This is a genomic window from Kluyvera sp., assembly GCF_965301105.1.
This window is the reverse complement of record NZ_CBDKZX010000037.1, coordinates 1-26357: the sequence shown is the minus strand read 5'-3', so window position 1 is coordinate 26357 and position 26357 is coordinate 1. Positions and strand designations below refer to the sequence as shown.

Below are 26357 nucleotides of genomic sequence, written 5' to 3'. Positions count from 1 at the left end.
GTCAAAAAATAGCGCCCGGTTAAGGGCGCAAAATCAGATCAATAAGGGAATCTTTCCCCCATCAGCCCCAGCGTGGCGGCGATGGGGATGCCTTGCTCAGAAAAATGAACGCGTAACGTCAGCCTGACGGTTTGCTGCTGCGTGCTGCCGTTGGTTTTTTGCGTCAGCACCGAGCGGTAATCGATACGAATGGTGTGCTGCGGCGGTTGGTGGGAGATAAAGGCCACTACCGCTGCCATTTCAACACCTTTCAGCAAATCCTTGATGGCGTTGTCATTCCGGTCTTCAAGACAGTGCTTATGGGCCGAAAGAGTTATGGCTAGATCCAGCGGCAAGCCAGCGTCCAGCGCCTCGTCATCAAGGTTAATCAGTTTGCCCCGGTCAAGGGCTTCTTCGCGTGAGTTCAATACGGTATTCATCGTGCGTCTCTCCGGTAAAAGACCAGGGAAACGCCCCGACGGGGAATTTCCCCGGCAGGGTGAATGCTGTGCGTCAGAACTGCGCTACAGGCTCTGTTGGCGGTGTGGCTGGTGCTGGCTGTGAATCAGCTTCGCGCTCTGCCCGGTAAACTTCTTCACCGTCAATTTTGATGAGCCCGATGTGCAGCAGATGGGCTTTCAGGCTGACACCGGTTTCGCCTTTACGGTCGCCTTTGCTGTAGACAAAGGTGTCGGCATACAGATCGCCGAGGCGGAACTGGATCAGTACCTTGCGCTTCTGCTCACAGGCGCCGATACAGCGGCGCACCAGTTTCTGCGCTTCCTTGCCGCTGACGCGGCAGTCGAACCAGGTGTGCTCCGCGTTGTTGGTTTCGCCCCGCAGTGCGGCAATGTCGCAGCACAGGAACGGTTCGCCTTTTTTCGGGGTCACTTCCCGGATCCGGTTGAGGTAGCCCAGACCGCTGGCGTACAGGTTGAAGTAATGGGTATCGTTCATGGTGGTATCTCCGTGTTGAAGATGCGGAGGCCCCATGCGCGGGAACGCCCCGCTTCGGGTTTGGCTCATTGGCTGCAAGACCTCAGAGTTACTGGCAGTACGGGCATTCCGCGCTGTGCGCCTCCGCGTTTCAGGAATGCATGGCGGGTTTTGCTGATAACGGCATTACAGCAACAGCTTTCGGGGTGAGAGGACAGCGAGATTTGTTACCGGTGGCTGAATAATTTCCGTGACAGGCTGGGCAGAAGAACATGTGATTTTAATCACAAAATCTCGCTTCGGTGAGTTGAAATATTGTGCAGTAACCTCATATAGAAAGCGGGTAAGGAACACCTGCCCATAAGACATGAACTTTTTGAATATTCTTTTTACTGTTCAGGAGGTACATGATGACTCTCAGAACTTTTCCCATGTTACACGATCTCTCCGATTCTCTGTTTGCGGACCGTTTTAACCGTATCGATCGCCTTTTTAGCCAGCTAACCGGCAGTACACCGTTGCCCTCCACGCCTTCTTACAATATCCGGCGACTGGGCGATAACCGCTATGAACTGACGCTCAGCGTGCCGGGCTGGAAAGAGAGCGAACTGGAAATTGAAACCGTCGGCGGTCAGCTGAACATCAGCGGTAAACGTGAAGAGGAGAAAACCGAAAACGGCGAAGAAGGGTGGATCCACCGGGGTATAAGCCGCAGCGACTTCCGGGCCAGCTATAGTCTGCCGGAGCATGTGAAAGTGACCGGCGCTTCGCTGGAAAACGGCTTGCTGGCGATTGAATTACACCAGGATATCCCGGAAGAAGAGAAACCACAGCGCATCGCCATCAACAACAACCCGGCGATTGAACACAAGCCGTAATCGTTGACTGACGTTGTTTTCACGCCCGGCAAATGCCGGGCGTTTTGCTAACCTGATGAGCCACTGTTCTGGCTTCTGACTATTTGAGCCGTGAGCGCTGTAACGGCCTCTTGTTGCTGCACGAGGAACGCCTCCATCCCCATTTTCCCCGTCGCGATGTCATCCAGCATCTGCTCCCATAGCGCGGTGGTGCCCGGATCTTTCAGCGCTTCCGGCAGGGCGTCAATCAGCGCGCTGGCGGTATCCGTTGCCAGCAGAAAGCGGCGTTGCTTAATCAGATAACCGCGCTTAAGGAGCGTCTGGATAATCCCGGCGCGGGTGGCTTCGGTGCCGATTCCCGCGTTCTCTTTCAGCTGCTGCTTCAGACGCTCATCGCTGACAAAACGGGCGGCATTTTTCATCGCGGCAACCAGCGTCCCTTCCGTGTAGTGCTCCGGCGGCTGGGTCTGGCGGGCGCGAACATCCACCTGTTCTACCTCGCAGGGTTGCCCCTGTTGCAGGGCGGGAAGTGCCTGCGTTTCCTCCGGTGAGTGCGTTGCCATCTCGCGTAAAAACAGTTGTCGCCAGCCGCTGACAATCACCACTGAGCCACGGGCAACCAGCGTTTCCCCGGCGCAGTTCAGGCGCAACTCCGTTTTATCCACCTCATGGTCCGGCAGAAACTGCGCCAGAAAATGGCTGCGTACCAGGCCGTAAACCTTGCGCTCGCTGTCATTCATCTGTGTCAGATCTACCGTTTTACGGGTCGGGATGATGCCGTGGTGGGCGGTGATTTTGCTGTCGTCCCACAGCCGGGAGTGCTGCTGCAAATTTAGCTGTGTGGCGAGGGGCTGGAGTGTGACGTCGCTGGCGACCAGCGCGGCCAGCACCTGCGGCGCTTCAGCGTGCATGGAAAGCGGCAGATAGCCACAGTCGGTACGCGGATAGGTGGCGGCTTTATGGGTTTCATACAGGCGCTGGGCGATATCCAGCACCTCCTGCGCACCCATGCCCCACTGTTTTGAGCAGACCTGTTGCAGGGCGCTGAGGGTGAAGGCCAGCGGTGGCGGCGTTTTCTCCCGCCGGGTTGTCACGTCCATTACCAGCGCGGTTCCGGCCTGTTGCAGGTGCGCAGTGGCCTCGCGGGCGGCGGATTCGCGGATACAGCGGCCTTCGTCGTCGCAGTACGCACTATCCGGCTGCCACTGTGCCAGAAAGGAAGCACCCTCCGCATGCAGCCGGGCATCTACCCGCCACCAGGGGCGGGGCGTGAAACGGGCGATCTCCCGATCGCGTTCCACCACCAGATGCAGGGTCGGCGTCTGCACCCGGCCCACGGAGAGCACGCCTTTGTGCCGCCGGTTCATCAGCGTGCAGGCGCGGGTCATGTTGATGCCGACCAGCCAGTCAGCGCGGGCGCGCGCCAGTCCTGCCTGGTACAGCGAAAACGTGCTGTCGCCGGGTCGCAGCGTAGCGAGCGCTGTGTGAATACTGGCCTCATCCAGCGCTGACAGCCACAGTCGCTGGATCGGACCGCGCCAGCGGCACTGTTCCAGAATTTCACGGGCGATGGTTTCGCCTTCGCGATCGGCGTCGGTGGCAATCACCACTGCATCCGCCTGTTTCAGCAGCTTCTCAATGATGCGGAACTGCTTGTGCACCTCCGGGCGGATCACCAGCCGCCATGCCGGAGGAATAAACGGCAGATGCTCTGCCCGCCAGTGTTTCAGCGCCGGATCGTAATCCTCCGGCGCGGCCATGCTCAGCAGATGGCCAAAGCACCAGGTGATGGTCACATTGGCGTTATGCAGGTAGCCGTCGCTGCGGTTACGGGCGTCAAGCACGCGGGCAATATCGCGCGCCTGAGAGGGTTTTTCGCACAGGTAAAGTTGCATGGGCTGTCTCCGGTGAAAGGGAGTTCAGCATGGTGTGCCGGGGGGATAAGGTGACAGGGGAAACTGGAGGGAGAAGGTGAAAATTGCACCTTAAAACGTGCATTAAGCGGATAGTGCCTGTTTTTAGGTGCATGAGGTGAGTTTAAAATTTTCGCTAAAGTGACACTCAGGGTTTAACTTTGCACAAAATTTTAAACCAGCGTGGTTAAAGGCCGTATCCGCCGCAGCATAAACATCACCACTGAAAGCTGCGTATTCAGCACCTGCCGCCGCCATTCGAGCGCCATCAACGCATTGCGCAGTTCATCGCTCGCGTCCGGCTGTTGAATGGCCTCCTGCAACGCCACGCCTCCCGAACGGTTGTTGTCCAGATTACGCCAGCGCAGATAGCTGACGCCGGAGCGCGCCGGGTTGCTGCACAGGATCAGCGGTACGTTATGCCCCGGCAATTCATACACCGCCTGTTTCAGCATCGGCTGACGTTGTTGCAGTTGCGCGCGCAGCGTCTGTAATTCCCGCACCAGCGCTCGCAGCTCTCCCTTACCCTTAAAGGCCTTTAAAAGGCCCTTTAGCGAGCTTTTGCGGGCGGCGCTTTCTTCGTCGTCGTCATTGTTCATCACGCAGGATCTCCGCAAGCATCTTTTTGGGCAAATTTCCGAGCTTATGCGCCATCGTCTGCGCCAGCGGACTGTTCGCCCTCACGTCGGCGCGGGTCACGCCAGTGGTGCGAAAGCGGTTCACGAAGCTGAACACCTGGAGCATCAGGCGTGGGATGGTGGCAATGAAATCGCGCTTCTCCGCCTGGGTGATAAGGCCGAGGTGCCAGGCGAGCAGAGTACGGCGGACCAGCAGATCGTAATCAAGCAACTGTTGCAGCAGGCGCGAACCGGGCGGTGAGAACAGCGCCAGCGGCAGGATGAATTCGGTCGGGGACGGGTTACTGACCTGCGTGGTGTGGATAGCGCCCGACAGGCTGGCGAAGGCTTGGTCCAGCCGACGGTTTTTTTGCTTCAGCAGGTGTGCGATCAGGTTCAGGCGGATGCGCAGTTGCTTCAGCCAGTGGGCGGCCCACGGATCGTCAGCCTCTTCGGCGCGCAGCAGACGCCTGAGTAACGCCAGACATAACAGCATACCGGTGGGATGCGCCTGCCACAGCCGGGCGGCGACGCGGGTGTGCAGGGTGATGCGGATATCGCTGAACAGGGTTGTGCCAGGCATCGGAAATTCTCCATGGATTCAGATGCCCGCAGTGTCGGTCCGCGCAACCAGGGTGGCGACGGGAAACCCATCTGGTTCGCAGAAAGTTAATTTCGCCGATGAATGAGGTTTGATTGATAGCTGGTACACAGGCTTTATGCGGTGCGCATAAAATCAGGGCTATCTGCGCCTGCGCCGAAGCTGATTGAACTCGCCCCGCCTGGCTTTCTCCAGCGTTGCCAGCAGATAGGCGAGGGGGCGGTGGATATCGTGGGCGGCGATCCGCCACAGACAGTCGTCCAGCACCTGTTGGCAGAGAGCGGGATCCAGATTGCGCATCGCGCGTTCGGCGGCGCGGCGCTCGCTGGCGCTGAAGGGATTATCCACAGGCCAGTGCAGGTCTGGCGTACGCTTTTGATGTTTATTGTTTAAATCTGTACCAGTATGTACGCAATGCGGTTCCGGCTGCCCGCCAGCCCCCGCCACATCACTGAGTCTTAATTGAAGACTCGGGCATTTTTTACTGAGTCTTCGATTAAGACCAGGGGCGGTCTTCAATGGAGACTCAGTGCAGGTTCGTCCACTGTCCACAGGTTGTTGCAGGGTGAGCAGTAACCCGATGGCAATGGTGCGGATACGCCGGTTGCGGTGGCGGGAACAGGCCGTAAGCAGCGCCAGATATTCGCTGTCCATCCGGCAGGCATCAGCATGAGTCAGTGGCGCATCATGCAAGGCGTAGAGGTTGCCGGTGATCCTGCCGCTTTGCTCGTCGCGCAGTCGCTGGCACAGGCTCAGCCAGCGGGTGATCCGCAACATCATCAGCGCGTTGCTGACGGTACTGCGCGAGGCCTTCTCGCCCTCAGGCTGGTCAGAGAGCCAGCCCTGCAGGTCGTTGTAGGAGGGAAAGACGCCGCTGCCGTCGTCGCGGGCGTGCAGGCGCAGCAGTTGCCACGTGAACTTGTCGCGCGGGGAGAGGTTGCGCGCCAGCAGCAGGCGCTTCGGCACGCTCTGCTGCGGGTTGCCGAGAAACAGCAGCCGATCGTCACTCTTCATGCAGCAGCTTCTCCTGAGTCCACTGGCGCAGCAGGTTCCAGATGACCGTCAGCGACAGATCGTGTTCGCGGGCCATTGCCATCATGGCGGTCAGCGCTTCGGGTGAGTCGAGCTTGTTCACGCCCGTTTTCTGCCACTCATTCCATACCAACGTCTCCATCTGCTCATCCGGGGCATTGTTGCGCCCTTGCCGGACAAACAGGCCAATCAGCCGTCGCCGGGCGCAGACCTCTGGCGTGGAAAGGCCAAAGTAGTGGTTGATGAACTCGATGGACGCGCCCAGCGACAGGGCTTCCTCCAGACGCTGCTGGAACAGCCGCTCCTGCTCCATCCTCGCCAGCATCCGGCCCAGCATCTCGTGGTCAATGTGGGTGGTGATGAATTGCACCGCGCTGTTGCTGAGAAACAGGATGTCGTCGGCGGTGAGGCGCGTCAGCTCGCACAGCTCCTGCGGGCTGAAGCCGAGCGATTCGCAGTAGCGGATCTGTCCCTCCTTCAGCGCCTGGACGATATGGGTGAGCACCGCCTGGTTAACTGAGGGCGTCATGGCGAACCTCCCGCAGCCGTCGCTGGCGGCACAGGCTGATAAGCTGCATCAGCTGCTGGATCTGAGCGTTGTCGTAGTCCGGCGATAGCAACAATTCGAGGGCAGGCATCGGCGTGCTGTTGTCGCCACTCAGGGCTGCCAGCACCTGGTAACAGCGCTGTGCCGCCGGATGGGGAAATTCGTCGCAGGGCGCGAGGGTGAAACCGGCCGGAGCGCTGTCGTCCGGCTGGATACAGGTGTCCAGCCCCCAGTTGGCGAACAGCGACCGGGCCGTATGCACCAGCGGTGAGGGCATTGGCGCGCCGAGCACGGCGGGTTCAGTCGGTGGCTCAGGCTCTGGTAGTGGTGCTTTTTCCGCTTCCGGCGGTGGCGGCCAGAGGATCTTTTCGACTGGAGGTCCCAGCAGCACCTGCCGCTTGCTCTGGCCATCGGTCAGTTCCGCCAGCAACGTATTCCAGCTCATGCCGCTGCGACAGCTCATCTCGCCGAGCAGTTCGTCCTGCACCAGTTGCGGTACCACGGCCTCCGGCTCGCCGTTGAAGGTGGCGAGGGCGGTGCTGAACAGGTCGGCAAATTCGGGCTGGCATTCCAGCGGCATCAGCTTTGCCCAGACCTGTTCCGCTGCACTACGCAGTGCCAGCAGGCGATCGATAACCTTACGGGTGAGGCCGCCGTATAGCGCATTAGGGATGCAGGGCAGCAGCCAGTCCACGGTCTGTAACATCCGGCTGATTTGCGACTGGCTGACGGGATAGCCGTCGCGGGTCAGTTGCTCCGCCAGCGCCAGCTGCGTCGGGCATTCAATGCCTGCCTCGAGGTAAAGATCGCGCAGGTGCAGGACCCCTTCCGCCCGTTCGATAAACATCAATCCGTTATGCAGGTCGCTTTCCGCCAGATGGCCGATCAGGCACTGGACTTCGCCTTGCTGCGGTGACAGTGTTTCCGGCCATGGTCTGAACGGCCAGCAGACGCGGTGGTAACGCTCATCCTGTGTCTCCTGCCACAGTTCATTAAGGATGGCGAGGCGCGTATTCCCGCCGCTGGCGAGCATATATTTTTCATCACCGGGGCGACGGGTCAACACCGGCGGGTTATCCAGCCCGCGGGCGAGAATTGACGCTTTCAGTACGTCATAGCCGGGGTTGCGGGTGACACGGGGATTGAGAGAGAACGGCTGGATTTGTTCCAGACTGACCTGGACCATCTCCTGTTCTCCGGTATTGCTGACGCCGTGAAGCCAGCGGTTGAGCAGGTGTGAAGCGCACATAATCTTCCTCCGGCATTTAGACATCGCGGGTAAGCCGGATGCGCTGGTGGATCCAGGCATCCACCTCGCTTTCCAGCCATGCTACGTGGCGGCTATTGAGTCGGATGGACGGCGGAAACTGTTGCAGCTGGATTTGCCGATAAATCCACGATTTACCGAAGCCGATTTTGTCTTCCACCTGGCGTAAGCGTAAAAATCTGTCGCTATTCATAACCATTCCTCCTGTGTCCAGAGTCGTTCACATCAGCACGATGGGCGTGGTTATCAAAGCAGCAGCGCCCCTGCCAGGCAGTAAAAATCCTTATCTGGGTTAGTGAGAGTTGTTAGTTGAAAGGGTTAGTTGATCGCGTTACGGCGGTGCACCGCGCTGAAGGGCGGTTTTCAACGTCTCGGGGCTCAGCGGCAGGTGCATACCTTCCTCACGCGCCCAGCATTCAAAAATGTTCAGCAGCTTGTAGGGATGCTCCAGCATTTCATCGTCCAGTTGTGGGTTGTGCTTGCAGGCCAGCCACAGCAAACGGGAAAGCGCGGAGGTGATCCGCTCCTTTGATTCCGGCTGATGGCGGGTCAGGAAGGCCTCGAGATGAGTGCGGCGGATAACGAACAGTGCGTCAGGAGGCAATTTATCCTGCAGGTAGCAGACGGACAGATTGAGCCGGGATTTCAGGTTATTGCGACCATTACCATATAACTGGCCAATCAGCAGATGTAGCTCTTCCTGAAGGTTGTTTTGCGTGGCGAGCAGTTCCAGTAAAAGCTCCCGCAACGATTTGCGGCAACAGAGTTGGTAGTAGCTGTCGTTTTCATCGCAGACCACGATGCCAATCTGGTTGCAGCAATGGGTATCATTGGGGCAAGGGCGATTCAGCGTTTTCGCCAGTTGCTGGTGGAGCAGCAGGCGCTCAAGGCCGATCAACGGCAAATTCCACAGATGGCTGGTGGTCAGTTGCAGAGTCGGGTCGCGTCGGCATGGCGGAGAGTTGGCCATCACTTTGCGGTTGCCGGGTTTGTTGCATTGCGAAGGTGGAAAGGGCGGCTTGCTGAATCGGCAGGCAAAGCGGCAAGGAGGATTGAGTGGTCTCAGAAGTACGGGCGAGGGGAAGTAGACTGAGAGAGGCAGATCGCCGTGCAGGGCATGGCGGATCAGATCGGCAGGCAGCAATGTGATGTTGTGCTGCCGGATAACTTCTGCGGCCTCATCCAGCGTCAGCCACTCCTGGCGGATTTTGTGTGGGGGCATGGCGTATTCCTTTTTGTGTTGTTGGTTGCGTGTCGTGCTTGTTGATTGTGAAAACCGGTGTGAGATGTTTTTGCTAAAACAACTAACCTGATCAGTTTAGTTAACGATCTTTTTAGACATAATCTGGGAGATAGCTGTTCTGATCAGTTAATGGTTAACGTGCGACTCCTGTAATGAGTTACAGGTATTGGAGGAGGATTACTTCATTGCTGCTGCGATGCGTCATATAAAACATATAATGTTGTTTGAAAACATAATATTAACTTGTGTTGGTAGGGGCATTTTTAAAACCACTTGGTAGGAGCATCGTTACCATTTCCCCTTATGTGCATGAGCATGATCCAACTTGAGCGGCATAGCATCCGCGTGTCCAAAGCTACGGTTGAACGCTGCAAGATGGCAAGGTGTACAAAGATGCACTTTTCCATAGTTACTGTCGGCATATGCCCGGATTGGGCTAATGTAACTGTGACATTCAGCACAGTAATGTTTTTCGGTGACGATTTTTCCCCTCCGGACTTTTAGTATCAGCGGACCGTGCTCGCCGCTAACGAGATTATCGTAATCGCTGGTCGCAATATTAAAGCGAGTCGGTTTCCCATGTCGTTTAGCAGAAGAGTCGGTCTTTTGTTGGTGAGTTCCTAATGCTTTAAGGATTTTTTTCTGGGAGTAAGGTGATAAGACAAATCCTGGATTATTGGCTTTCGACATCTAAGCTTACCTTCAGTTACTTTTCTTAAACTCACTCAGTGTGAGGCCTTCGTGAAGGCATCAAACCGGAAACTGCGCTCTAAATCTATGATCAGGATCACTCGATAATCATCATCAATAAATCACCCATTTGTTCTGATCCTAACCATGGCATATCACCTGCATGCCGATTACAATCATTACTTGATTTTTGCGAGCAGCATTCCGGATTTTTGATGACAAACACCATGATAAAAAATGACAAACGCTGGATTGGCGATCTGCTGGGCGGTTCGTTGATGGTCCGAGAGAGCCGAACCATTGCTGAACTGTTGCTTTCTGAACCAGATGAAGCGACCTGGCAGCAGCAAATAATCAATGAAAATATTCTTCAGGCTTCCTCCACAAGCACTGCAAATCGTTATGCCCGAACCTTAAGGCTGCGATTAATGACCCTGGATCGGGGGGGCTGGAAACTGATTGCTGATGGCAGTGAAAGCGAACGTCTACAAATGCTGTTGGTTGCATTGATGATACAGTCTCCAGTTGTTGCGGAGTTTATTGCTGAAGTTGTAAATCCGGCTCGTCAACAGTTTAAAGAAAAACTTGGTATGAACTGCTGGAGTGAATTTGTGGATGAGAATCTGCGATTGCACCCGGAGCTGGCTGCTTTCTCTGATTCATCTATCCAAAAGATGGGTAACAATCTGATTAAGGCTCTGGCAGAAGCTGGTTACCTGGATAGCCCACGCCGCCGCAATTTACAAAACGTTTTCCTTCTACCAGATGTTGCAACGACCTTGCATCGTTTAAATAAAGCCGAACTGCTCCCTATTCTGGAGGGTAACGTATGAATGACCCGATCCTTGAATATCGATTAAAACAGTTAGAAGAACGTATCGGCGACGACCGTTTTTTGAAAAACCAAGGTTCCGGCAATGAGATTGGCTTCTGGATCTTTGACTATCCGGCAAAGCAAGAGCTTCAGGTCCGCGAATACCTTCACTTTTTATTCAAAAAACTGGACAAAAAGTACACCTATAAAACGCTAAATATCTTCCAGGTCATCATCGATATGCTGGAAGAACGTAAGCTCTTTGACCGTATCTGCCAGCGAGAGCCTGAACTTGGCCTGGAAACACTGAAAAAGCATCTGGCAGCCCCACTAAGCCAGAAAAAAATCGCGGAATATATTGCGCGCACTGTCGATCTTCCGGCGCAGCAATTTGTCATTCTGACGGGCCTCGGTAACGCCTGGCCGTTGGTTCGTGGTCATGAGCTAATGAGCGCACTTCAGGATGTGATGGGGTTTACACCACTCCTCATGTTCTATCCAGGCACCTACAGTGGATATGATCTTTCACCACTTGCTGGCATTCACTCCCGTAACTATTACCGCGCCTTCAGACTGGTACCCGAAACCGGACCGGCGGCGACTTTGACTCCTCGTTAAAAGACGACAGCAATGAATATTGAACAAATTTTTGAGAAACCGCTAAAACGTAATATTAACGGCGTGGTTAAAGCCGAGCAGACCGACGACGAAAGCGCCTGGATAGAACTGGATGAGTACGTCATTACTCGGGAGCTCGATGGCCACCTGCGTCAGTTCTTTGAAGTCTATGCCCCAGCTACTGGACCAGGCAGATTACAGCTTGCCGACAAAATGGGTGTCTGGGTTTCAGGCTTCTTTGGGTCCGGTAAATCACACTTCATTAAGATCCTTTCCTATCTGCTGGCGAACCGCGAAGTTAGCCACAATGGCGTCACGCGTAATGCGCTCTCCTTCTTTGAAGAGAAAATTGATGATGCACTGCTATTGGCCGATATTCGGAAATCGGTTCAGCATCCGACTGATGTCGTTCTATTCAATATTGACTCACGTGCGAATGTTGAAGATGGCGTGGATGCCATCCTCAAAGTCTTTCTGAAAGTTTTTAACGAACTGGCTGGTTATTGTGGGGACTTCCCGCATATTGCACACCTGGAACGTGAGCTCGATAAGCGTGGACAGTTTGATACCTTTAAAGCCGCCTTTGCGGATATTACTGGCTCTCGTTGGGAAGATGAACGTGATGTTTATCTGATGATAAACGATCAGATGGCTCAGGCACTGAGTGTTGCTACAGGCCAGAGTGAAGAGTCTTCTCGCCAGTGGATCGAGCAACTTGATAAGAACTTCCCTCTGGATATCAAAAATTTCTGTACGTGGGTTAAAGAGTGGCTGGATAGTCAAGGCAACCGCAACATTCTGTTTATGGTCGATGAAGTTGGGCAGTTCATTGGTAAAGATGCACAGATGATGCTGAAGCTGCAAACCATCACCGAAAACCTGGGCGTTATTTGCGGTGGACGCGCATGGGTAATTGTGACCTCCCAGGCCGACATTAATGCCGCCATTGGCGGTATGAGCAGTCGCGACGGTCAGGATTTCTCCAAGATTCAGGGGCGTTTCTCAACGCGCTTACAACTCTCAAGTTCCAATACCTCAGAAGTTATTCAGAAACGTTTGCTGGTGAAAACCGATGCGGCAATACCGGCGCTGGAAGCTATCTGGCAGGAAAAAGGCGATATTCTGCGTAACCAATTGGCGTTTGACACGACAACGACAGCTACGCTGCGAGCCTATACAAACAGCCGCGAGTTCGTGGATAACTATCCGTTTGTACCGTGGCATTACCAGATCCTGCAAAAGGTCTTTGAATCAATCCGTACCAAAGGGGCCGCAGGTAAACAGTTGGCAATGGGGGAGCGCTCTCTGCTGGATGCCTTCCAGTCGGCAGCAGTGCAAATCTCCGCAGATGGTCTGGATAGTCTGGTCCCGTTCTGGCGCTTTTACTCCGCGATCGAAAGCTTCCTGGAACCTGCCGTTAGCCGCACTATTATTCAGGCTTGCCAGTCTCCGTCACTGACGGAGTTTGACGGCAAATTACTAAAGACGCTGTTCCTGATCCGCTACGTCGATGTGCTGAAAAGTACTCTCGACAATCTCGTCACGCTCTCTATTGAGCGTATTGATGCTGATAAAGTGGAACTCCGTCGACAGATTGAAGCCAGTCTTAATCGTCTGCAGGCTGAGATGCTGATCTCGCGTATTGATGACAAATTTGTTTTTCTCACTAACGAAGAAAAAGAGATTGAAAACGAAATCCGCAATATTGACGTGGAATTCACCACCATCAATAAGCAGCTCTCAACGATCATTTTCGAAGAGATCCTGAAAAACAAAAGATATCGCTATCCGGCCAATAAGCAGGATTTTGATATCAGTCGTTTTTGTAACGGACATCCGCTGGATGGTGCGAATCTTAACGATCTGGTGGTTAAGGTGCTCACGCCACTGGACTCGAACTACGAGAGCTATAAGGGTGCGCATTCTAATAGTCTGCTGATGACGGACAGTAAGGACTGCATCTTAATTTGTCTGCCTGATGAGGCCCGTACCTGGCAAGACCTGACCATGTACGCGCAGACCAAAGCCTTCCTTAGCAAGCAAAGCGGACAGCGTCCGGAACAGGCAACTCTGTTGGCAGAAAAAGGCCGTGAAAATGGCATGCGCGAAAAAACGCTGAAGGCGCAGATTGAAGGCTTGCTGGCTCAAGCTGATGTCTGGGCGCTGGGCGAACGGCTGGATAAGAAATCCTCTTCGCCGTTAGCTATCGTGGATGCAGCCTGCGGTTACGTTATCGAGAACAGTTTCTCCAAACTAAAATTGCTGCGTCTTAGTACCGGAGACGTAAATCGTGAAACTCACGCGCTGTTGACAGTAGAAAATGATACCCAGCTCGATCTCGGGGATATGGAAGAATCCAACCCAGAGGCGATGCGTGAAGTGGATAACTGGATCAGTATGAGTATTGAGACTCATAAGCCAGTTTACCTGCGGGATATACTCACCACTTTTGGCCGTCGCCCATTTGGCTGGCCGGAAGATGAAGTCAAATTGCTGGTTGCTCGGTTGGCGCGCAGCGGAAAATACAGCTTCACTCTGCAAGGCAGTGAAATCGCACTGAAGCAGGCGTGGGACGCGTTTAATAATTCACGTCGTTACAGCGATTTGCGTTTGCATAAAGTACGTCGCCATGACGAAGCGCAGCTGACTAAAGCCGCGCAACTGATGGCTGATATTGCTGGAGAACCGTTTAACGAGCGTGAAGAGCAGCCGCTGGTCTCTCATATTCGCGAACTCTTTGGCCGCTGGAAGAGCGAACTGACCGTTTTTAAAACTCGTGCAGAGAGTGGACAAAACCCTGGCCGTAAAGAGATAGAAGAAGGCCTGGTATTGCTGAACGGGATCCTTAACGAGAAAGAGGAATACGCGGTCATTGAAAAAATCACCACAGCGGCCGACGATCTTAAAGATTTCTCGGAAGACTGGGACGATTTGGTCAGCTTCTACAAAAACCAATACGCCACATGGCAGCGCTTGAGCACGGCGTTGAATGGAAGTTTTAAAGCTAACCGTAACGCGCTGGATAAAGACGAGACGGCCCAAAAGGCTTTGCAGGAGCTGGAAGGTATCTACAGCAAGGCACGACCTTACGGAGAGCTGCACCGGATTATTCCGCTGATTGAAACCGTTGAAACCATCAACCAGCGTCTGGTGGAAGAATACCGAAGCCATGCGCTGCAGCAGATAGATAACCATATCAATGAGCTGAAGCAAAGCATGCAGGAGATGCACGTCCCTGCTGACTTGCAGCACTCGCTTTTACACCCGATGCAGCAATCGCGTAAGAAAGTGGAACAGAACGGCCTGATCCCACAGATTATGGAAGAACAGGCTGAGGTTCGGGCGCTACAATTCAAAGCAAACGAACGACTGAACGGCTGGGTTGAAGAACAGCGTAAGAAAGTGCCTGAACCAAAAACCGTCCCTCAGCCAGGGATTATCGATCCAGTAGCTAAGCCTGAACCCAAGCTGAAAAAGACCATCTACGTGAACACGCGTAAAACGATGGAACGAGCTGCGGGTGTGACAACGCTGGATAACGCCGAACAGGTAGACAAAGCGCTGGAACAACTCCGTAAAACGCTAATGGATGCCATTAACGCAGGCGAACGCGTTCAGCTTCAGTAATATTCCCCATTTTCAGGGCAGACGTTGTCTGCCCTTTTCAGGACTTCACATGAATACGTCAAATATCAAAAAATACGCCCCGGTGGCACGTAAACAGTTCCGCGATGCGGTCATGCAAAAACTGACCACGCTGGGTATTGAGGCCGATAAAAAGGGCAACCTGCAAATTGCACAAGCAACCGATCTTGGCGACAGCGTGCGTTATGGTCAGTTCTCGTTGGATAAAGCACTGGCGTCACGCCGTGAGCGTCTGGTCAAGCGAGCAGATAAGCAGGGCTACGACGTGCTGGTGGAACACATTGCTTACACCTGGTTTAACCGCTTCTGCGCTATTCGCTATATGGAGCTGCATGGCTATCTTGATCACGGTTTCCGTATGCTGTCTCACCCGACGCTGGCAGGGGGTTTTGAGGTTCTGGATCATGTACCGGAAGTGGCTGATGCTCTGGGGCTGGACAAAGCGCGCCTGGTGGAGATGAAGTTGGCGGGCGATCGTGACGAAGAGCTGTACCGTGAACTATTGCTTGCACAGTGCCATGCGCTGCACGGCGCGATGCCTTTCCTGTTCGAAGCTGTTAATGATGAAATTGAGTTAGTGCTGCCGGATAACCTGACTCGCACCGACTCCATTCTGCGCGGGCTGGTGGACATTATTCCTGAAGAAGACTGGGAACAGGTCGAAGTGATCGGCTGGCTGTATCAGTTTTACATCTCCGAGAAAAAAGACGATGTGATCGGCAAGGTGGTAAAGAGCGAAGATATTCCCGCCGCTACTCAGCTGTTTACCCCGAACTGGATTGTCCAGTACCTGGTGCAGAACTCGGTAGGCCGCCAGTGGCTGCAAACCTACCCGAATTCCAGCCTGAAAGGCAAAATGCCGTATTACATTGAGCCTGCGGAGCAAACGCCAGAGGTGCAGGCGCAGCTGGCTGCCATCACTCCATCCAGCATTGAACCTGAAAGTATCAAGGTGCTGGACCCGGCCTGCGGCTCTGGCCATATTCTGACTGAAGCCTATAATGTGCTGAAGGCGATTTACGAAGAGCGCGGCTACCGTACCCGTGATATCCCGCAGCTGATTCTGGAAAACAATATATTTGGTTTAGATATCGATGACCGTGCCGCACAGCTGTCTGGTTTTGCGATGCTGATGCTGGCCCGCCAGGACGATCGCCGTATTCTGGGCCGTGGTGTACGTCTGAATATTGTTTCTCTGCAGGAAAGTAAGCTGGATATCTCTGAACTCTGGACCAAGCTGAATGTCCACCAGCAGGTACAGCGCGGCACCATGGGAGATATGTTCACCGAAGGGACGGCACTGGCCAATACCGACAGCACGGAATATAAGTTGTTGATGCGCACGTTGGCGTTGTTCACCAGCGCAAAAACGCTGGGGTCGCTGATTCAGGTTCCACATGAAGATGAAGCGGCGCTGAAAGCGTTCCTGGATGGGCTGTATCGTCTGGCTGTCGAGGGCGATATTCAGCAGAAAGAAGCAGCAACAGAGCTGACTCCGTATATCCAGCAGGCGTGGATTTTGGCGCAGCGTTACGATGCGGTTGTTGCGAACCCGCCGTATATGGGCGGGAAAGGGATGAATGGCGAGCTAAAAGAATTTGCTAAAAAACAATTCCCGGACAGCAAGTCGGATCTGTTTGCGATGTTTATTGAACGAGGCTTTGGCTGGCTCAAAGATGGTGCATTCAATTCGATGGTGACAATGCAATCCTGGATGTTCCTTTCCAGCTATGAAAATATGCGTACGAATATACTGGATAAATTCACGATTGAAACGATGGTACATATGGGTAATGGGGTAATGAAGATTGCCTTTGGCACCAATGCGACCGTGTTTAGAAATACCCATATTCATTGCTATCAAGGGACATTTTCTTATACTGAGAGTGGCGATATCAATGATGAAGGATACCCGAAAGAGTTCCCGGTAAAAAATGATCGTTTAAAAAACGCAACTGCCAATGACTTCAAAAAAATTCCTGGAGCACCGATCGCGTATTGGGCGGATGAGACTCTGATTGATATTTTCTCGCATACAGGTAAGTTGAGCGATAAAGGCCCAGTACGGATTGGCTTGCAAACAGGTGATAACAATAGATTTCTGAGAATGTGGTGGGAGGTTAATAATGAAAAAATAGATCTTCACCATGAATCCAATAGTAAAAAAACACATTTTGGTAAAAAATGGTTTCCTTATAATAAAGGTGGGTTATTTAAAAAATGGTCTTGCGAACAACTTTATGTTGTTAATTGGGGCGATAATGGAAAGGAAATTATTGAATATCAAGAGTATTTAAATTCAATTAAACCGGCCTCATCTAAAATGGGAATAGCAAACAGTTCGGAACTTTACTTCAAACCTTCGATATCATGGAGTAAGGTTACTAGCGGGGAGATATCATTTAGATATTTCCCTCAGGGTTTCATTTTTGATGTTGCAGGCCCATCAATTTTCATTGACAATAACCATGAATACTATATCGGATTACTTAACTCTTCTGTCATTAATCCTTTAATGGAAATTCTTAGCCCAACATTAAATTATGAAGCAGGGAGTATTCGTTCTATCCCAATTGTAGAGTTGAATGTACAACCAGTAAAGTTAGTTGTTGAATCACTGATGAACCGCTCTCAGAATCAAGAACGGTTAGTTGAAACAAACTGGACATTCATTTATTCATTTTATAATTTGTTTAATCGCAGCAATCTAAAAGAGAATATTGAGAATTTTGAATCTTATATTTTAGAGCAAGTTTCTGATGCTTTTTCAGATGAAATGAAAAACAATGACTTGTTTCAGCAGGCTTATGGCATGAGAAATAAAGGGGGTGATATTAAAAGAAAATATATTTCTTTAGAATTTAACCCATATTATAGATATCAGATAGAAAATGATGAGTATTCGCCTGAGATTGCATCTAAACACAGATGTTATCTTTTGATAGAGATTTTAAGTTATATCATCGGCTGCCAAATGGGCCGCTATTCCCTCGATCGCAAAGGCCTTGTCTACGCCCATGAAGGCAATAAAGGTTTTGCCGAATTGGTCGCCGAAGGCGCCTATAAAACCTTCCCTGCCGATGAAGATGGCATTCTGCCATTAATGGATTCAGACTGGTTCGATGACGATGTCACAGCACGCGTTAAAGAGTTTGTCTGCACCGTCTGGGGTGAGGAGCATCTGCAGGAGAATCTTGATTTCATCGCCGAAAGCCTCTGTTTGTACGCTATCAAACCGAAAAAAGGCGGGTCTTCGCTGGATACTATTCGTCGCTATCTTTCCACCCAGTTCTGGAAAGATCATATGAAGATGTACAAGAAACGCCCAATTTACTGGCTGTTCAGTTCCGGTAAAGAGAAGGCGTTTGAGTGCCTGGTGTATCTACACCGTTATAATGAAGGCACGCTGTCGCGTATGCGTACCGAATACGTAGTTCCGCTGTTGGCACGCTACCAGGGCAATATCGATCTGCTTAACGATCAGCTTAAGAATGCTGAATCTGGCGCGGCCACCACACGCCTGAAAAAAGAGCTGGATGGTCTGACCAAAAAATTCAACGAGCTGCGTAGCTTCGACGACCGCTTGCGCCATTATGCTGATAGACGTATCACTATTGATCTGGATGACGGCGTTAAGGTTAACTACGGCAAATTTGGCGATCTGCTGGCGGATGTAAAAGCCATTACCGGTAGCGCACCTGAGGAGATTTGATGAAAATAGCGGCGATTTATACGCAGAGAGTTGGCCCGTTGGGCGATGCGGACATTAGCTTTAAAAACGACTGGACGGGAGAGGTGGAGGAAAACGTTCTCCTTACCGGCCCGAATGGCTGCGGTAAATCGACGCTGCTTCGTGGAATTGCCATGCTTTGGGATGCCCTGGGATTTTGGCTGGATCGTGAAAAAACGTTACCCGCTACCCACAATGCTAAAAAATGGCTCCAGAACTGGGAAACCTTTGCTGTCGTCATCGATGGACTAGAGTGTTCACATTTTTCTCCGGCTAGTTTTGGCTTGTTCTATGGGGATAAACTTGCTCTTGAAAGAATCATCAAATCTAATCCAGGGGTTTACTGGATTGGAGAAACGTATTCGGACAAGAAAAAACACACCTTTTTTACCCAAAGTGCTTATTCAAATGAATCCCTGTATGAATACCTCAGAATGTTACGTGTAACTCGTGCCCAAGTAGTTCTGGGGATGCTGAGTTCTGGTATGGATTTGTCCATTCCGAACATCATTTATCTGGATGCAGAGGCACGTCGTTGGATTACACCTAAACGCAATATCTCATCGCTGGTACAGGATGATTTAAATCAGCGCTGGCTTGCTACGTACACAGTGACGGAAGACTGGAAGGGGCAGCTTGAATCCTCGCTGTTCAATATGAAAGCGACGCTCCCTGAGCTGTATCCCGAGATGATGAAAACTCTGAATCAGTTCTTCTCAGGCAAAGTCATTGAAGAGGGTATTCAGCCGGGACAGCGCCAGCAGGTCAGGCTGGATAACGGTGACACCCATACCCTGGATGAACTGAGTTCTGGAGAGCACCAGGTTTTGATCATGTTATTCATGGTGCAGCGCTGGCTTCAGCCTGGCGGTGTTGTATTGATCGACGAACCAGATCTGCATCTACACCCATCTTTGGTCTCTCCGCTGCTTGCCATGTTGGAGAATATTATACAGGGACGTTCTGGCCAGCTCATCATAACCTCTCATGCCACAGATCTATGGCAGCGATACGATAACTTAGGACTGCGTATCAATCTAAATGACAGAAAAGGTGCTGATAATGGCCAGCATTAATGAACTGATTCAGAATATTAAGCAGGAAAAAATCTCAACCTCTGGAAGGTCCGTTTTGCTGGTAGAAGGCCCAGATGACGTGCTTGCATTTAGTAATTTTCTTCAAAAAACAAATGCAAACTGGGAGCTAAGCTGGATCCTTGAGAGTGCAGGAAACAAACGTAATGTCCTGGAGATCCTGAGGAAGGAACCTGCTTGGTTAGGGATTGTTGATCGCGATGAATGGGATGACGCAAGAATTCATCAGATTACAAATGAGTATCAGAACGCTATTGTTCTGCCACGCTTTTGTATCGAAAGCTACCTTGTAGTGCCAACCGAACTATGGCGGGCCATTCCCGAAAATATGCGCACAGCAGTAGCTGGCGGAGAGCAAGGTTTTATTCAGCGACTAACACAAAACCAAGATAAATGGCTCAGCCATGCTGCGCTCTGGGCTGTTATCAATCCTTTGTGGGAAGGATTGCGCGCTTTAGGTTTTAAAGAAGCGTTATTAGAACCTGCGATTGCTAACGACCTAGAGCAGATCGCAGATAAGCTGCAAGACTGGCACAATTACCTTGAACCAGGCCAATTAATTGAACAAATAGCAGCAAAGAAAGAAGAACTTAGCTCTTTAGACTTTAGCGAGCTGCTTAGGTTTTTTGTACATGGCAAATACTTTTTCAATGAGGTAGTGCATCAGGAGTTTTGCCAGTCCTTCGGTACAGTTAGTGCTTCAAAACGCAAAACCAACATTTTTAGTACACTTCCTGTCCCTGATGATTTAACGGATATCTGGCAACGCATGAACTTAATCCTCGAAGATAATTAATTATGCAATTTAAAGAACTGGAATCCGGGCTTCGTCAGAAGTTTACCGACAACCGCATCGTCTTCTGGCACGACCCGGAACAACGTTTTACCGATTCGCTCAATGAGCTGGATCTCGACAATGTCACGTTGCTGGATATGCGTGGTGTTTCTGTGCTCGCAACAAAAAAACGACTCGAAATCGACGAGCCTGAGCAAAAATTTTTACTCTATTTCACCAGTGAGGTTCCCGCTCGCGAGCAGGACTGGTTGCTGGATATTCGCCTCTATAGCACCGAATTCCACGCTGATTATGCGGCGATTACCCTTAATTCGCTGGGTATCCCGCAGCTTGGTTTACGCGAACATATTCAGATCCGCAAAGCCTTCTTTACCGTTAAGCGAACTCAGATCCTGAAGGGATGGGTTACCGAGCGCGAAACGGAAAACTCTCTCGATAAGAAAATGCTGGCAGTGGTGGTAGGGGCCAGTACCTTTGAAACCAAAGAGATTCTATTTGCTTTGGTTCAGCAATTTGTCGCGGCACGGCAGCAGGATGACAGCGCACTGGAGAATACCTTCGCCGTACTGAAGAAACTTGGCCTGGATGAGGTACTCTGGGAGATTCTTCGCATTGAGCTTGGGTACCAGTCTGAAACTCCATCACTGGAAAACCTGCTTCTGAAACTGTTCTGTACCGATCTCTGGGCTCAGGGTGATGAAGCGCATCGTGACTGGTTGAGTAAAAATGTGCTGGTTACCGCTGCTGGACGAGCGTCTTCACTGGCCTTTATGGGGGCGTGGCGCAACGATCGTCGCTATAAAGTCGAATACGATTATTGTGCTGAAGATTTACAGCAGACACTCCAGCCAAAAGAGCACTACAACTACAGCTCACCGTACGCACTGGCAAAATGTGAAACCTTCGAGGCCATTGAACAACTTATTATCCGTGGTCTGGTGACCCAGTTACAGGAAGAGAGCACCACTCTGGACAGAGATGCGTTTAAAGCACTGGTATCTGAGCGCAGTGCTAAATACTGGAGCCAGACACGTCCAGAGTATCTTTCTATCTGGAATGCTATTCGTCAGGCGGAACGTTTGCTGAATTTGCGTAACCGCTACACTGACGGGTTTAATTTCCCCGATACAGGCGTGTTCTGGAAGGCTTATTGTGACGAAATTTATCGCTTCGATCAGACCTATCGGTTGTTTAATGAATATGCTGCACCGGTGCACAGCAAAGGGGCGATGATCCTGCATGAACTGGATAAATTCATCGAAGAGTTATACAGCAATTGGTATCTGGCTGAACTAAGTCGCGGCTGGAACAAACTGCTGGAAGCGGAAAAACGTATGCAGGCATGGCAATTTACTGGCATACCACTGCAGCGCAATTTCTATAAAGAGAATGTTAAACGTCAGTTTGACATCTCTCAGGTGAAACGCGTTTTTGTCGTGATCTCGGATGCACTGCGCTATGAAGTGGCGGAAGAGCTGGGCAGGCATATTAACCATGAGAAGCACTTCAGCGCAGAGCTGCGCTCCCAGACCGGAGTGCTCCCAAGCTATACCCAACTGGGCATGGCCGCGCTGTTGCCCCATGAGTCGTTGAGCTACCTTCCTGATAATTCTGGCGTAGTTTACGCCGATGGGATGTCCACTTCCGGGTTTGAAAAACGAGCCGCTATTCTGGCTAAGGTGAATGGCGTGGCGCTGAAAGCAAAGGACTTGCAGAACGCCAATAACCAGGAAGTGAACGAGCAAATCCGCAACGCTTCCGTAGTTTATATCTGGCACGACACTATCGATGCCATGGGTGATAAGGCTGCAACGGAAGATAAAACGTTTGAGGCCTGCCGAAGTGCAATCACTGAGCTAAAAGATCTGGTTTCACGCTTGCGTAGCCGATTTAATGCCAGCCGAATTTTTGTTACCGCCGATCACGGGTTCCTGTTCCAACAACAAGCGCTGGTGGAGCAGGATAAAACGAAGCTGGAAAGTAAAGCCAAAGACACGATTGAAGCGAATAAGCGTTTTATTGTAGGTCATCAACTGCCTGAAAGTGAATTTTGCTGGCACGGTAAACTGGCAGATACTGCAGGCTCAAGCGATGAGAGTGAATTCCTGTTACCCAAAGGGGTACAGCGTTTCCACTTCGTAGGTGGTGCTCGTTTCGTTCATGGCGGAGCCATGCTGCAGGAGGTGTGTGTTCCTGTGTTAAAGATTCGTGCGCTTGAGAAGAAAGCTGCTGAGAAGCAACCCCAGCGGCAGCCCGTGTCCGTCGTTGCGCGGGATCAGGTGATCAAACTGGTTAACAGCATTGATAAAGTTGGTTTTATTCAGACTTCGGCAGTGAATGATTTAAATGAGCCGCGCACGCTGAATATCTTTATCGTCGATGAAAACAACCAGGTCGTCTCCGGCACGGAAACAGTATGCTTCGACAGTGATAACGAAGATATGGGTAAACGCACCCGCGATGTAACCATGAAACTCATGGGGACGGCATTCAATCGTAAAAACAAATATGTTCTGATCCTAGAGAATGCGGACAGCGCAACAGAGTATGGTCGCTACCCGATCACGATCGACCTGGCATTTCAGGATGACTTCTTTTAAGTGAGGCGTTATGCAACAGCAGGATAACTCAGCCAATAACATGGAAACGGCCTCTGTGTTGGCTCAGGACCTGGATTCATTGTTGAATCAGCACTTTCGCGGTCGCGTGGTGCGTAAGGATCTGACTAAGCAATTAAAAGAAGGGGCTAATGTTCCGGTTTACGTACTGGAATATCTACTCGGTATGTACTGTGCCTCCGATGACGATGAGGTTGTCGAGCAGGGGCTACAGTCGGTTAAGCGTATTCTTTCTGATAACTACGTCCGCCCGGATGAAGCAGAAAAAGTGAAATCACTAATTCGCGAGCGTGGTTCTTACAAGATTATCGATAAGGTCACGGTAAAGCTAAATCAGAAGAAAGACGTTTACGAAGCCCAGCTCTCTAACCTCGGCATTAAAGATGCCCTGGTGCCGTCTCAGATGGTGAAAGACAACGAGAAGCTGTTGACGGGTGGCATCTGGTGCATGATTACCGTGAACTACTTTTATGAAGAAGGGCAAAAAACGTCTCCTTTCTCGCTGTTCACACTGAAGCCGATCCAGATGCCAAATATGGATATGGACGAGGTATTTGAGGCCCGCAAGCAGTTTGATCGTGACCAGTGGATTGACGTGCTATTACGTTCTGTCGGGATGGAGCCTGCAAATATTGAACAGCGTACCAAGTGGCATCTGATTACTCGCATGATTCCCTTTGTGGAAAACAACTATAACGTCTGTGAGCTTGGACCACGTGGTACCGGTAAGAGCCATGTTTATAAAGAATGCTCCCCTAACTCTCTGCTGGTATCTGGCGGGCAAACCACGGTAGCGAACTTGTTTTACAACATGGCCAGCCGCCAGGTTGGTCTTGTGGGTATGTGGGACGTCGTCGCGTTTGATGAAGTGGCAGGAATCACTTTCAAAGACAAAGATGGCGTGCAGATCATGAAGGACTACATGGCGTCAGGTTCGTTCTCTCGTGGTCGTGACTCCATCGAAGGTAAAGCCTCCATGGTGTTTGTCGGCAACATTAACCAGAGCGTGGACACGCTGGTCAAAACCAGTCATCTGCTTGTACCGTTTCCGGATGCGATGATTGATACTGCATTTTTTGACCGCTTCCATGCTTATATTCCTGGTTGGGAAATTCCAAAGATGCGTCCGGAGTTTTTCACCAATCGCTATGGTTTGATTACAGATTATCTCGCTGAATACATGCGCGAGATGCGTAAACGTAGCTTCTCCGATGCAATTGATAAATTCTTCAAGCTGGGAAATAACCTCAATCAGCGTGACGTGATTGCCGTACGCCGCACGGTATCTGGTCTGTTGAAGCTACTGCACCCAGACGGCGCTTACGACAAAGAAGATGTACGGGTTTGTCTGACCTATGCACTGGAGGTCCGCCGTCGCGTTAAAGAGCAGCTTAAGAAACTCGGTGGCCTGGAGTTCTTCGATGTGAACTTCAGTTATATCGATAATGAGAGCCTGGAAGAGTTCTTCGTGAGCGTACCTGAGCAGGGCGGAAGTGAATTGATTCCTGCCGGTATGCCGAAACCTGGCGTAGTGCATCTGGTCACGCAGGCTGATTCAGGTATGACGGGCCTCTATCGTTTTGAAACGCAGATGACTGCCGGTAATGGCAAACATGCGGTATCAGGTTTAGGGTCGAATACAGCAGCGAAAGAAGCGATCCGCGTGGGTTTTGACTACTTCAAAGGTAACTTAGGCCGTATCAGTGCTGCGGCTAAATTCTCTGAACATGAATATCATCTTCATGTGGTGGAGCTTCACAGCACAGGACCGAGTACTACCACCAGTCTGGCCGCGTTAATCGCGTTCTGTTCCATATTGCTGGCAAAACCGGTTCAGGAACAAATGGTCGTATTGGGCGGCATGACATTGGGCGGCGTGACGAATCCCGTTCAGGATTTAGCTGCATGCCTGCAGGTAGCATTCGATAGCGGTGCTAAAAAGGTACTGCTCCCTATGGCGTCTGCTATGGATATTCCTACCGTACCGACTGAGTTATTTACCAAGTTCCAGGTAAGCTTTTATGCTGACCCTGTGGATGCGGTGTACAAAGCATTAGGTGTGAATTAAATGATATTATTACCAGTACTGTGTTACTGGTAATCTCATTTATTCCAATTATTCTTTTGAACTTTAAATTATGTGTTTTCATAAATTATTTGATCCCGGGTTTATGAAATGAAAATACAGGAATACATACGGGATACAGTTTTCAAGAATCGGAATGGATTTGAGGTAATTTAGCATCTCGACTGGCGCAGTGCCGTGAGAAGCCTTACTCTGGAATGCGTTTCGGTTCTGGAAAATAATCACGCAACTTTGTGATCTTCCACGCAGTATTCAATTTTATGTCCCATTTTGGGGGCGCCCCACCAAAACAAAACCTCACAAGCCATTAATTTTCAATAAATTAAAAGAAAAGGCGAGTCCGGCCTTCGCACAGGTCTTATTCCTTTTGATTTACAAGTTACTGTAATGCCAAAGAACAACTAACTTTCCCCAAAAAGGTGCTTTCCCTCTTCCAGTCATCCAAATAAACACCATCCAGTACAATCCTTGAAACCATTATTAATGTTGTAAGTATCCGCATAATCGTGCCATCGGCATACCGTTTAGCATCACCCGGTGACAGGAATGACCATCAACGGCGCGGGGGGCCTCCCAAACGAGCACATCATCGTCGCGCTTGCACAGACCGCTGGGCAACCTTTGGTTGTTTCCACAGTTTCTGGCAGTAAACCAGTTGAAACGGTGTCGCTCAATTTCACCAAAATTAAATGGGAGATCACCGTGCAAAAAACGGGTGGCGAATAATAAAGGAGGTAATGCCTCTTCGGTCTGGGATTTGGTGCAAAACCTCACGGATAAATAATGACGAACATGCTTATTCCGCTAACGCAGTTTACCAGCTGATGGCGGCGGTTATCTCCCGCAGCGAGTCAGTGAGGCGCGAACTGGTCCGCTTCTTCAATACGTGTGCTTTCTGATAAACGGTGGGCGTTTGCAAGCAGAGGCTGGCGATGACCTTATGAGGAAAGGGGGAGCGCTAGTTGCCGGATGCCAGCGGAAAAGCGCAATCTCGCTTAAGTAAATAGACGGAGCGACATTGATAAATACAAATCATAAGGCCTGGATAGTAGTGGTAATCGAGATATTTGTGGATAACTCTGTGCGTAAATGGGTATAAGGCGGCATTCTGCTGTGGATTGCAGCAGTCAGTCATTTTTCTGCAATTTAAGGGTTGCGGCCCCGAGGAAACTCCCTATAATGCGCCTCCATCGACATGGCGGATGTGAATCACTTCACACTAAGTAGCCGGGTTGGTTGAAGAGAAAAACCTGAAAATGAGGGTTGACTCTGAA

At 51.1% G+C, this 26357-nt stretch carries 20 protein-coding genes and 1 pseudogene; 10 read left to right on the top strand and 11 right to left on the bottom strand.

Annotated elements, in window-relative coordinates; translation table 11 throughout:
- Positions 1-38: 38 nt before the first annotated feature.
- Both ACW14G_RS13715 and ACW14G_RS13710 read right to left on the bottom strand, forming a co-directional pair.
- Positions 39-419, bottom strand: coding sequence for a hypothetical protein (locus ACW14G_RS13715; RefSeq protein WP_274123286.1), 381 nt, complete (start codon positions 417-419; stop codon positions 39-41).
- 73 nt (positions 420-492) lie between these two features.
- Positions 493-936 carry an STY4534 family ICE replication protein gene (locus ACW14G_RS13710; RefSeq protein ID WP_274123288.1) on the bottom strand — a complete coding sequence of 148 codons (444 nt, stop codon included), beginning with the start codon at positions 934-936 and terminating at the stop codon, positions 493-495.
- Between the two features lie 386 nt (positions 937-1322).
- Between ACW14G_RS13710 and ACW14G_RS13705 the strand changes: the two genes are divergently transcribed.
- Entirely contained in the window at positions 1323-1793 is a 471-nt protein-coding gene (locus ACW14G_RS13705) for an Hsp20 family protein (protein ID WP_080340068.1), read from the top strand.
- A 47-nt stretch (positions 1794-1840) separates the two neighbouring features.
- Here ACW14G_RS13705 and ACW14G_RS13700 read toward each other — a convergent pair whose 3' ends face one another.
- The 9 genes from ACW14G_RS13700 to ACW14G_RS13660 form a co-directional block, all read right to left on the bottom strand.
- Complete coding sequence (locus tag ACW14G_RS13700; RefSeq protein ID WP_455648630.1) at positions 1841-3667, bottom strand: DNA topoisomerase III; 1827 nt, start codon at positions 3665-3667, stop codon at positions 1841-1843.
- 191 nt (positions 3668-3858) lie between these two features.
- On the bottom strand, positions 3859-4284 hold the full coding sequence (locus ACW14G_RS13695) for a DUF3158 family protein (RefSeq protein WP_455648638.1): 426 nt from the start codon (positions 4282-4284) through the stop codon (positions 3859-3861).
- The gene (locus tag ACW14G_RS13690) at positions 4274-4885 is read right to left on the bottom strand and encodes a PFL_4669 family integrating conjugative element protein (RefSeq protein ID WP_221914662.1); all 612 of its coding nucleotides are present in this window, start codon (positions 4883-4885) and stop codon (positions 4274-4276) included. Before ACW14G_RS13690 ends, ACW14G_RS13695 begins: the two co-directional genes overlap by 11 nt.
- 159 nt (positions 4886-5044) lie before the next feature.
- Entirely contained in the window at positions 5045-5917 is an 873-nt protein-coding gene (locus ACW14G_RS13685; protein WP_111771469.1) for an STY4528 family pathogenicity island replication protein, read from the bottom strand.
- Positions 5907-6464 (bottom strand): DUF2857 domain-containing protein, encoded by a 558-nt coding sequence (locus tag ACW14G_RS13680; RefSeq protein ID WP_136025660.1) that lies wholly within the window; start codon positions 6462-6464, stop codon positions 5907-5909. The genes ACW14G_RS13685 and ACW14G_RS13680 overlap by 11 nt, the downstream gene beginning before the upstream one ends.
- Positions 6448-7731, bottom strand: a complete 1284-nt coding sequence (locus tag ACW14G_RS13675) for a ParB family protein (RefSeq protein WP_455648629.1) — start codon at positions 7729-7731, stop codon at positions 6448-6450. The genes ACW14G_RS13680 and ACW14G_RS13675 overlap by 17 nt, the downstream gene beginning before the upstream one ends.
- 16 nt (positions 7732-7747) lie before the next feature.
- Complete coding sequence (locus ACW14G_RS13670) at positions 7748-7942, bottom strand: helix-turn-helix transcriptional regulator (protein ID WP_001561320.1); 195 nt, start codon at positions 7940-7942, stop codon at positions 7748-7750.
- 138 nt (positions 7943-8080) lie between these two features.
- On the bottom strand, positions 8081-8971 hold the full coding sequence (locus ACW14G_RS13665; RefSeq protein ID WP_455648628.1) for a hypothetical protein: 891 nt from the start codon (positions 8969-8971) through the stop codon (positions 8081-8083).
- A 309-nt stretch (positions 8972-9280) separates the two neighbouring features.
- Positions 9281-9682 (bottom strand): hypothetical protein, encoded by a 402-nt coding sequence (locus ACW14G_RS13660; protein WP_124304412.1) that lies wholly within the window; start codon positions 9680-9682, stop codon positions 9281-9283.
- A gap of 215 nt (positions 9683-9897) precedes the next feature.
- On the opposite strand from ACW14G_RS13660, the gene ACW14G_RS13655 reads away from it, so the two are divergent.
- The 9 genes and pseudogenes from ACW14G_RS13655 to ACW14G_RS13615 form a co-directional block, all read left to right on the top strand.
- Complete coding sequence (locus tag ACW14G_RS13655) at positions 9898-10515, top strand: DUF1819 family protein (RefSeq protein WP_064143067.1); 618 nt, start codon at positions 9898-9900, stop codon at positions 10513-10515.
- Positions 10512-11114, top strand: a complete 603-nt coding sequence (locus ACW14G_RS13650) for a DUF1788 domain-containing protein (RefSeq protein ID WP_032621390.1) — start codon at positions 10512-10514, stop codon at positions 11112-11114. The genes ACW14G_RS13655 and ACW14G_RS13650 overlap by 4 nt, the downstream gene beginning before the upstream one ends.
- A gap of 12 nt (positions 11115-11126) precedes the next feature.
- A complete protein-coding gene (gene brxC / locus ACW14G_RS13645; RefSeq protein ID WP_455648627.1) occupies positions 11127-14741 on the top strand; it encodes a BREX system P-loop protein BrxC in 3615 nt (1204 codons plus the stop codon).
- A 49-nt stretch (positions 14742-14790) separates the two neighbouring features.
- Positions 14791-18471: a BREX-1 system adenine-specific DNA-methyltransferase PglX gene (pglX, locus tag ACW14G_RS13640; protein ID WP_455648626.1), complete on the top strand. Its 3681-nt coding sequence runs from the start codon at positions 14791-14793 to the stop codon at positions 18469-18471.
- Complete coding sequence (locus ACW14G_RS13635) at positions 18471-19565, top strand: AAA family ATPase (RefSeq protein WP_455648625.1); 1095 nt, start codon at positions 18471-18473, stop codon at positions 19563-19565. The genes pglX and ACW14G_RS13635 overlap by 1 nt, the downstream gene beginning before the upstream one ends.
- Positions 19552-20379 carry a DUF4435 domain-containing protein gene (locus ACW14G_RS13630; RefSeq protein ID WP_455648624.1) on the top strand — a complete coding sequence of 276 codons (828 nt, stop codon included), beginning with the start codon at positions 19552-19554 and terminating at the stop codon, positions 20377-20379. The genes ACW14G_RS13635 and ACW14G_RS13630 overlap by 14 nt, the downstream gene beginning before the upstream one ends.
- A 2-nt stretch (positions 20380-20381) precedes the next feature.
- The gene (pglZ, locus tag ACW14G_RS13625; protein ID WP_455648623.1) at positions 20382-22979 is read left to right on the top strand and encodes a BREX-1 system phosphatase PglZ type A; all 2598 of its coding nucleotides are present in this window, start codon (positions 20382-20384) and stop codon (positions 22977-22979) included.
- A 10-nt stretch (positions 22980-22989) separates the two neighbouring features.
- A complete protein-coding gene (gene brxL, locus ACW14G_RS13620; RefSeq protein WP_455648622.1) occupies positions 22990-25065 on the top strand; it encodes a protease Lon-related BREX system protein BrxL in 2076 nt (691 codons plus the stop codon).
- A gap of 639 nt (positions 25066-25704) precedes the next feature.
- Positions 25705-25809, top strand: a pseudogene (locus ACW14G_RS13615) (type VI secretion system tube protein Hcp); the annotation flags it as partial.
- Between the last annotated feature and the right edge of the window lie 548 nt (positions 25810-26357).

What these genes read in the sequence shown, in the direction of transcription:
- ACW14G_RS13715 (WP_274123286.1), bottom strand. Translation starts at nt 419, where the DNA reads ATGAATACCGTATTGAACTCACGCGAAGAAGCCCTTGACCGGGGCAAA.
- ACW14G_RS13710 (WP_274123288.1), bottom strand. Translation starts at nt 936, where the DNA reads ATGAACGATACCCATTACTTCAACCTGTACGCCAGCGGTCTGGGCTAC.
- ACW14G_RS13705 (WP_080340068.1), top strand. Translation starts at nt 1,323, where the DNA reads ATGATGACTCTCAGAACTTTTCCCATGTTACACGATCTCTCCGATTCT.
- ACW14G_RS13700 (WP_455648630.1), bottom strand. Translation starts at nt 3,667, where the DNA reads ATGCAACTTTACCTGTGCGAAAAACCCTCTCAGGCGCGCGATATTGCC.
- ACW14G_RS13695 (WP_455648638.1), bottom strand. Translation starts at nt 4,284, where the DNA reads ATGAACAATGACGACGACGAAGAAAGCGCCGCCCGCAAAAGCTCGCTA.
- ACW14G_RS13690 (WP_221914662.1), bottom strand. Translation starts at nt 4,885, where the DNA reads ATGCCTGGCACAACCCTGTTCAGCGATATCCGCATCACCCTGCACACC.
- ACW14G_RS13685 (WP_111771469.1), bottom strand. Translation starts at nt 5,917, where the DNA reads ATGAAGAGTGACGATCGGCTGCTGTTTCTCGGCAACCCGCAGCAGAGC.
- ACW14G_RS13680 (WP_136025660.1), bottom strand. Translation starts at nt 6,464, where the DNA reads ATGACGCCCTCAGTTAACCAGGCGGTGCTCACCCATATCGTCCAGGCG.
- ACW14G_RS13675 (WP_455648629.1), bottom strand. Translation starts at nt 7,731, where the DNA reads ATGTGCGCTTCACACCTGCTCAACCGCTGGCTTCACGGCGTCAGCAAT.
- ACW14G_RS13670 (WP_001561320.1), bottom strand. Translation starts at nt 7,942, where the DNA reads ATGAATAGCGACAGATTTTTACGCTTACGCCAGGTGGAAGACAAAATC.
- ACW14G_RS13665 (WP_455648628.1), bottom strand. Translation starts at nt 8,971, where the DNA reads ATGCCCCCACACAAAATCCGCCAGGAGTGGCTGACGCTGGATGAGGCC.
- ACW14G_RS13660 (WP_124304412.1), bottom strand. Translation starts at nt 9,682, where the DNA reads ATGTCGAAAGCCAATAATCCAGGATTTGTCTTATCACCTTACTCCCAG.
- ACW14G_RS13655 (WP_064143067.1), top strand. Translation starts at nt 9,898, where the DNA reads ATGACAAACACCATGATAAAAAATGACAAACGCTGGATTGGCGATCTG.
- ACW14G_RS13650 (WP_032621390.1), top strand. Translation starts at nt 10,512, where the DNA reads ATGAATGACCCGATCCTTGAATATCGATTAAAACAGTTAGAAGAACGT.
- brxC (WP_455648627.1), top strand. Translation starts at nt 11,127, where the DNA reads ATGAATATTGAACAAATTTTTGAGAAACCGCTAAAACGTAATATTAAC.
- pglX (WP_455648626.1), top strand. Translation starts at nt 14,791, where the DNA reads ATGAATACGTCAAATATCAAAAAATACGCCCCGGTGGCACGTAAACAG.
- ACW14G_RS13635 (WP_455648625.1), top strand. Translation starts at nt 18,471, where the DNA reads ATGAAAATAGCGGCGATTTATACGCAGAGAGTTGGCCCGTTGGGCGAT.
- ACW14G_RS13630 (WP_455648624.1), top strand. Translation starts at nt 19,552, where the DNA reads ATGGCCAGCATTAATGAACTGATTCAGAATATTAAGCAGGAAAAAATC.
- pglZ (WP_455648623.1), top strand. Translation starts at nt 20,382, where the DNA reads ATGCAATTTAAAGAACTGGAATCCGGGCTTCGTCAGAAGTTTACCGAC.
- brxL (WP_455648622.1), top strand. Translation starts at nt 22,990, where the DNA reads ATGCAACAGCAGGATAACTCAGCCAATAACATGGAAACGGCCTCTGTG.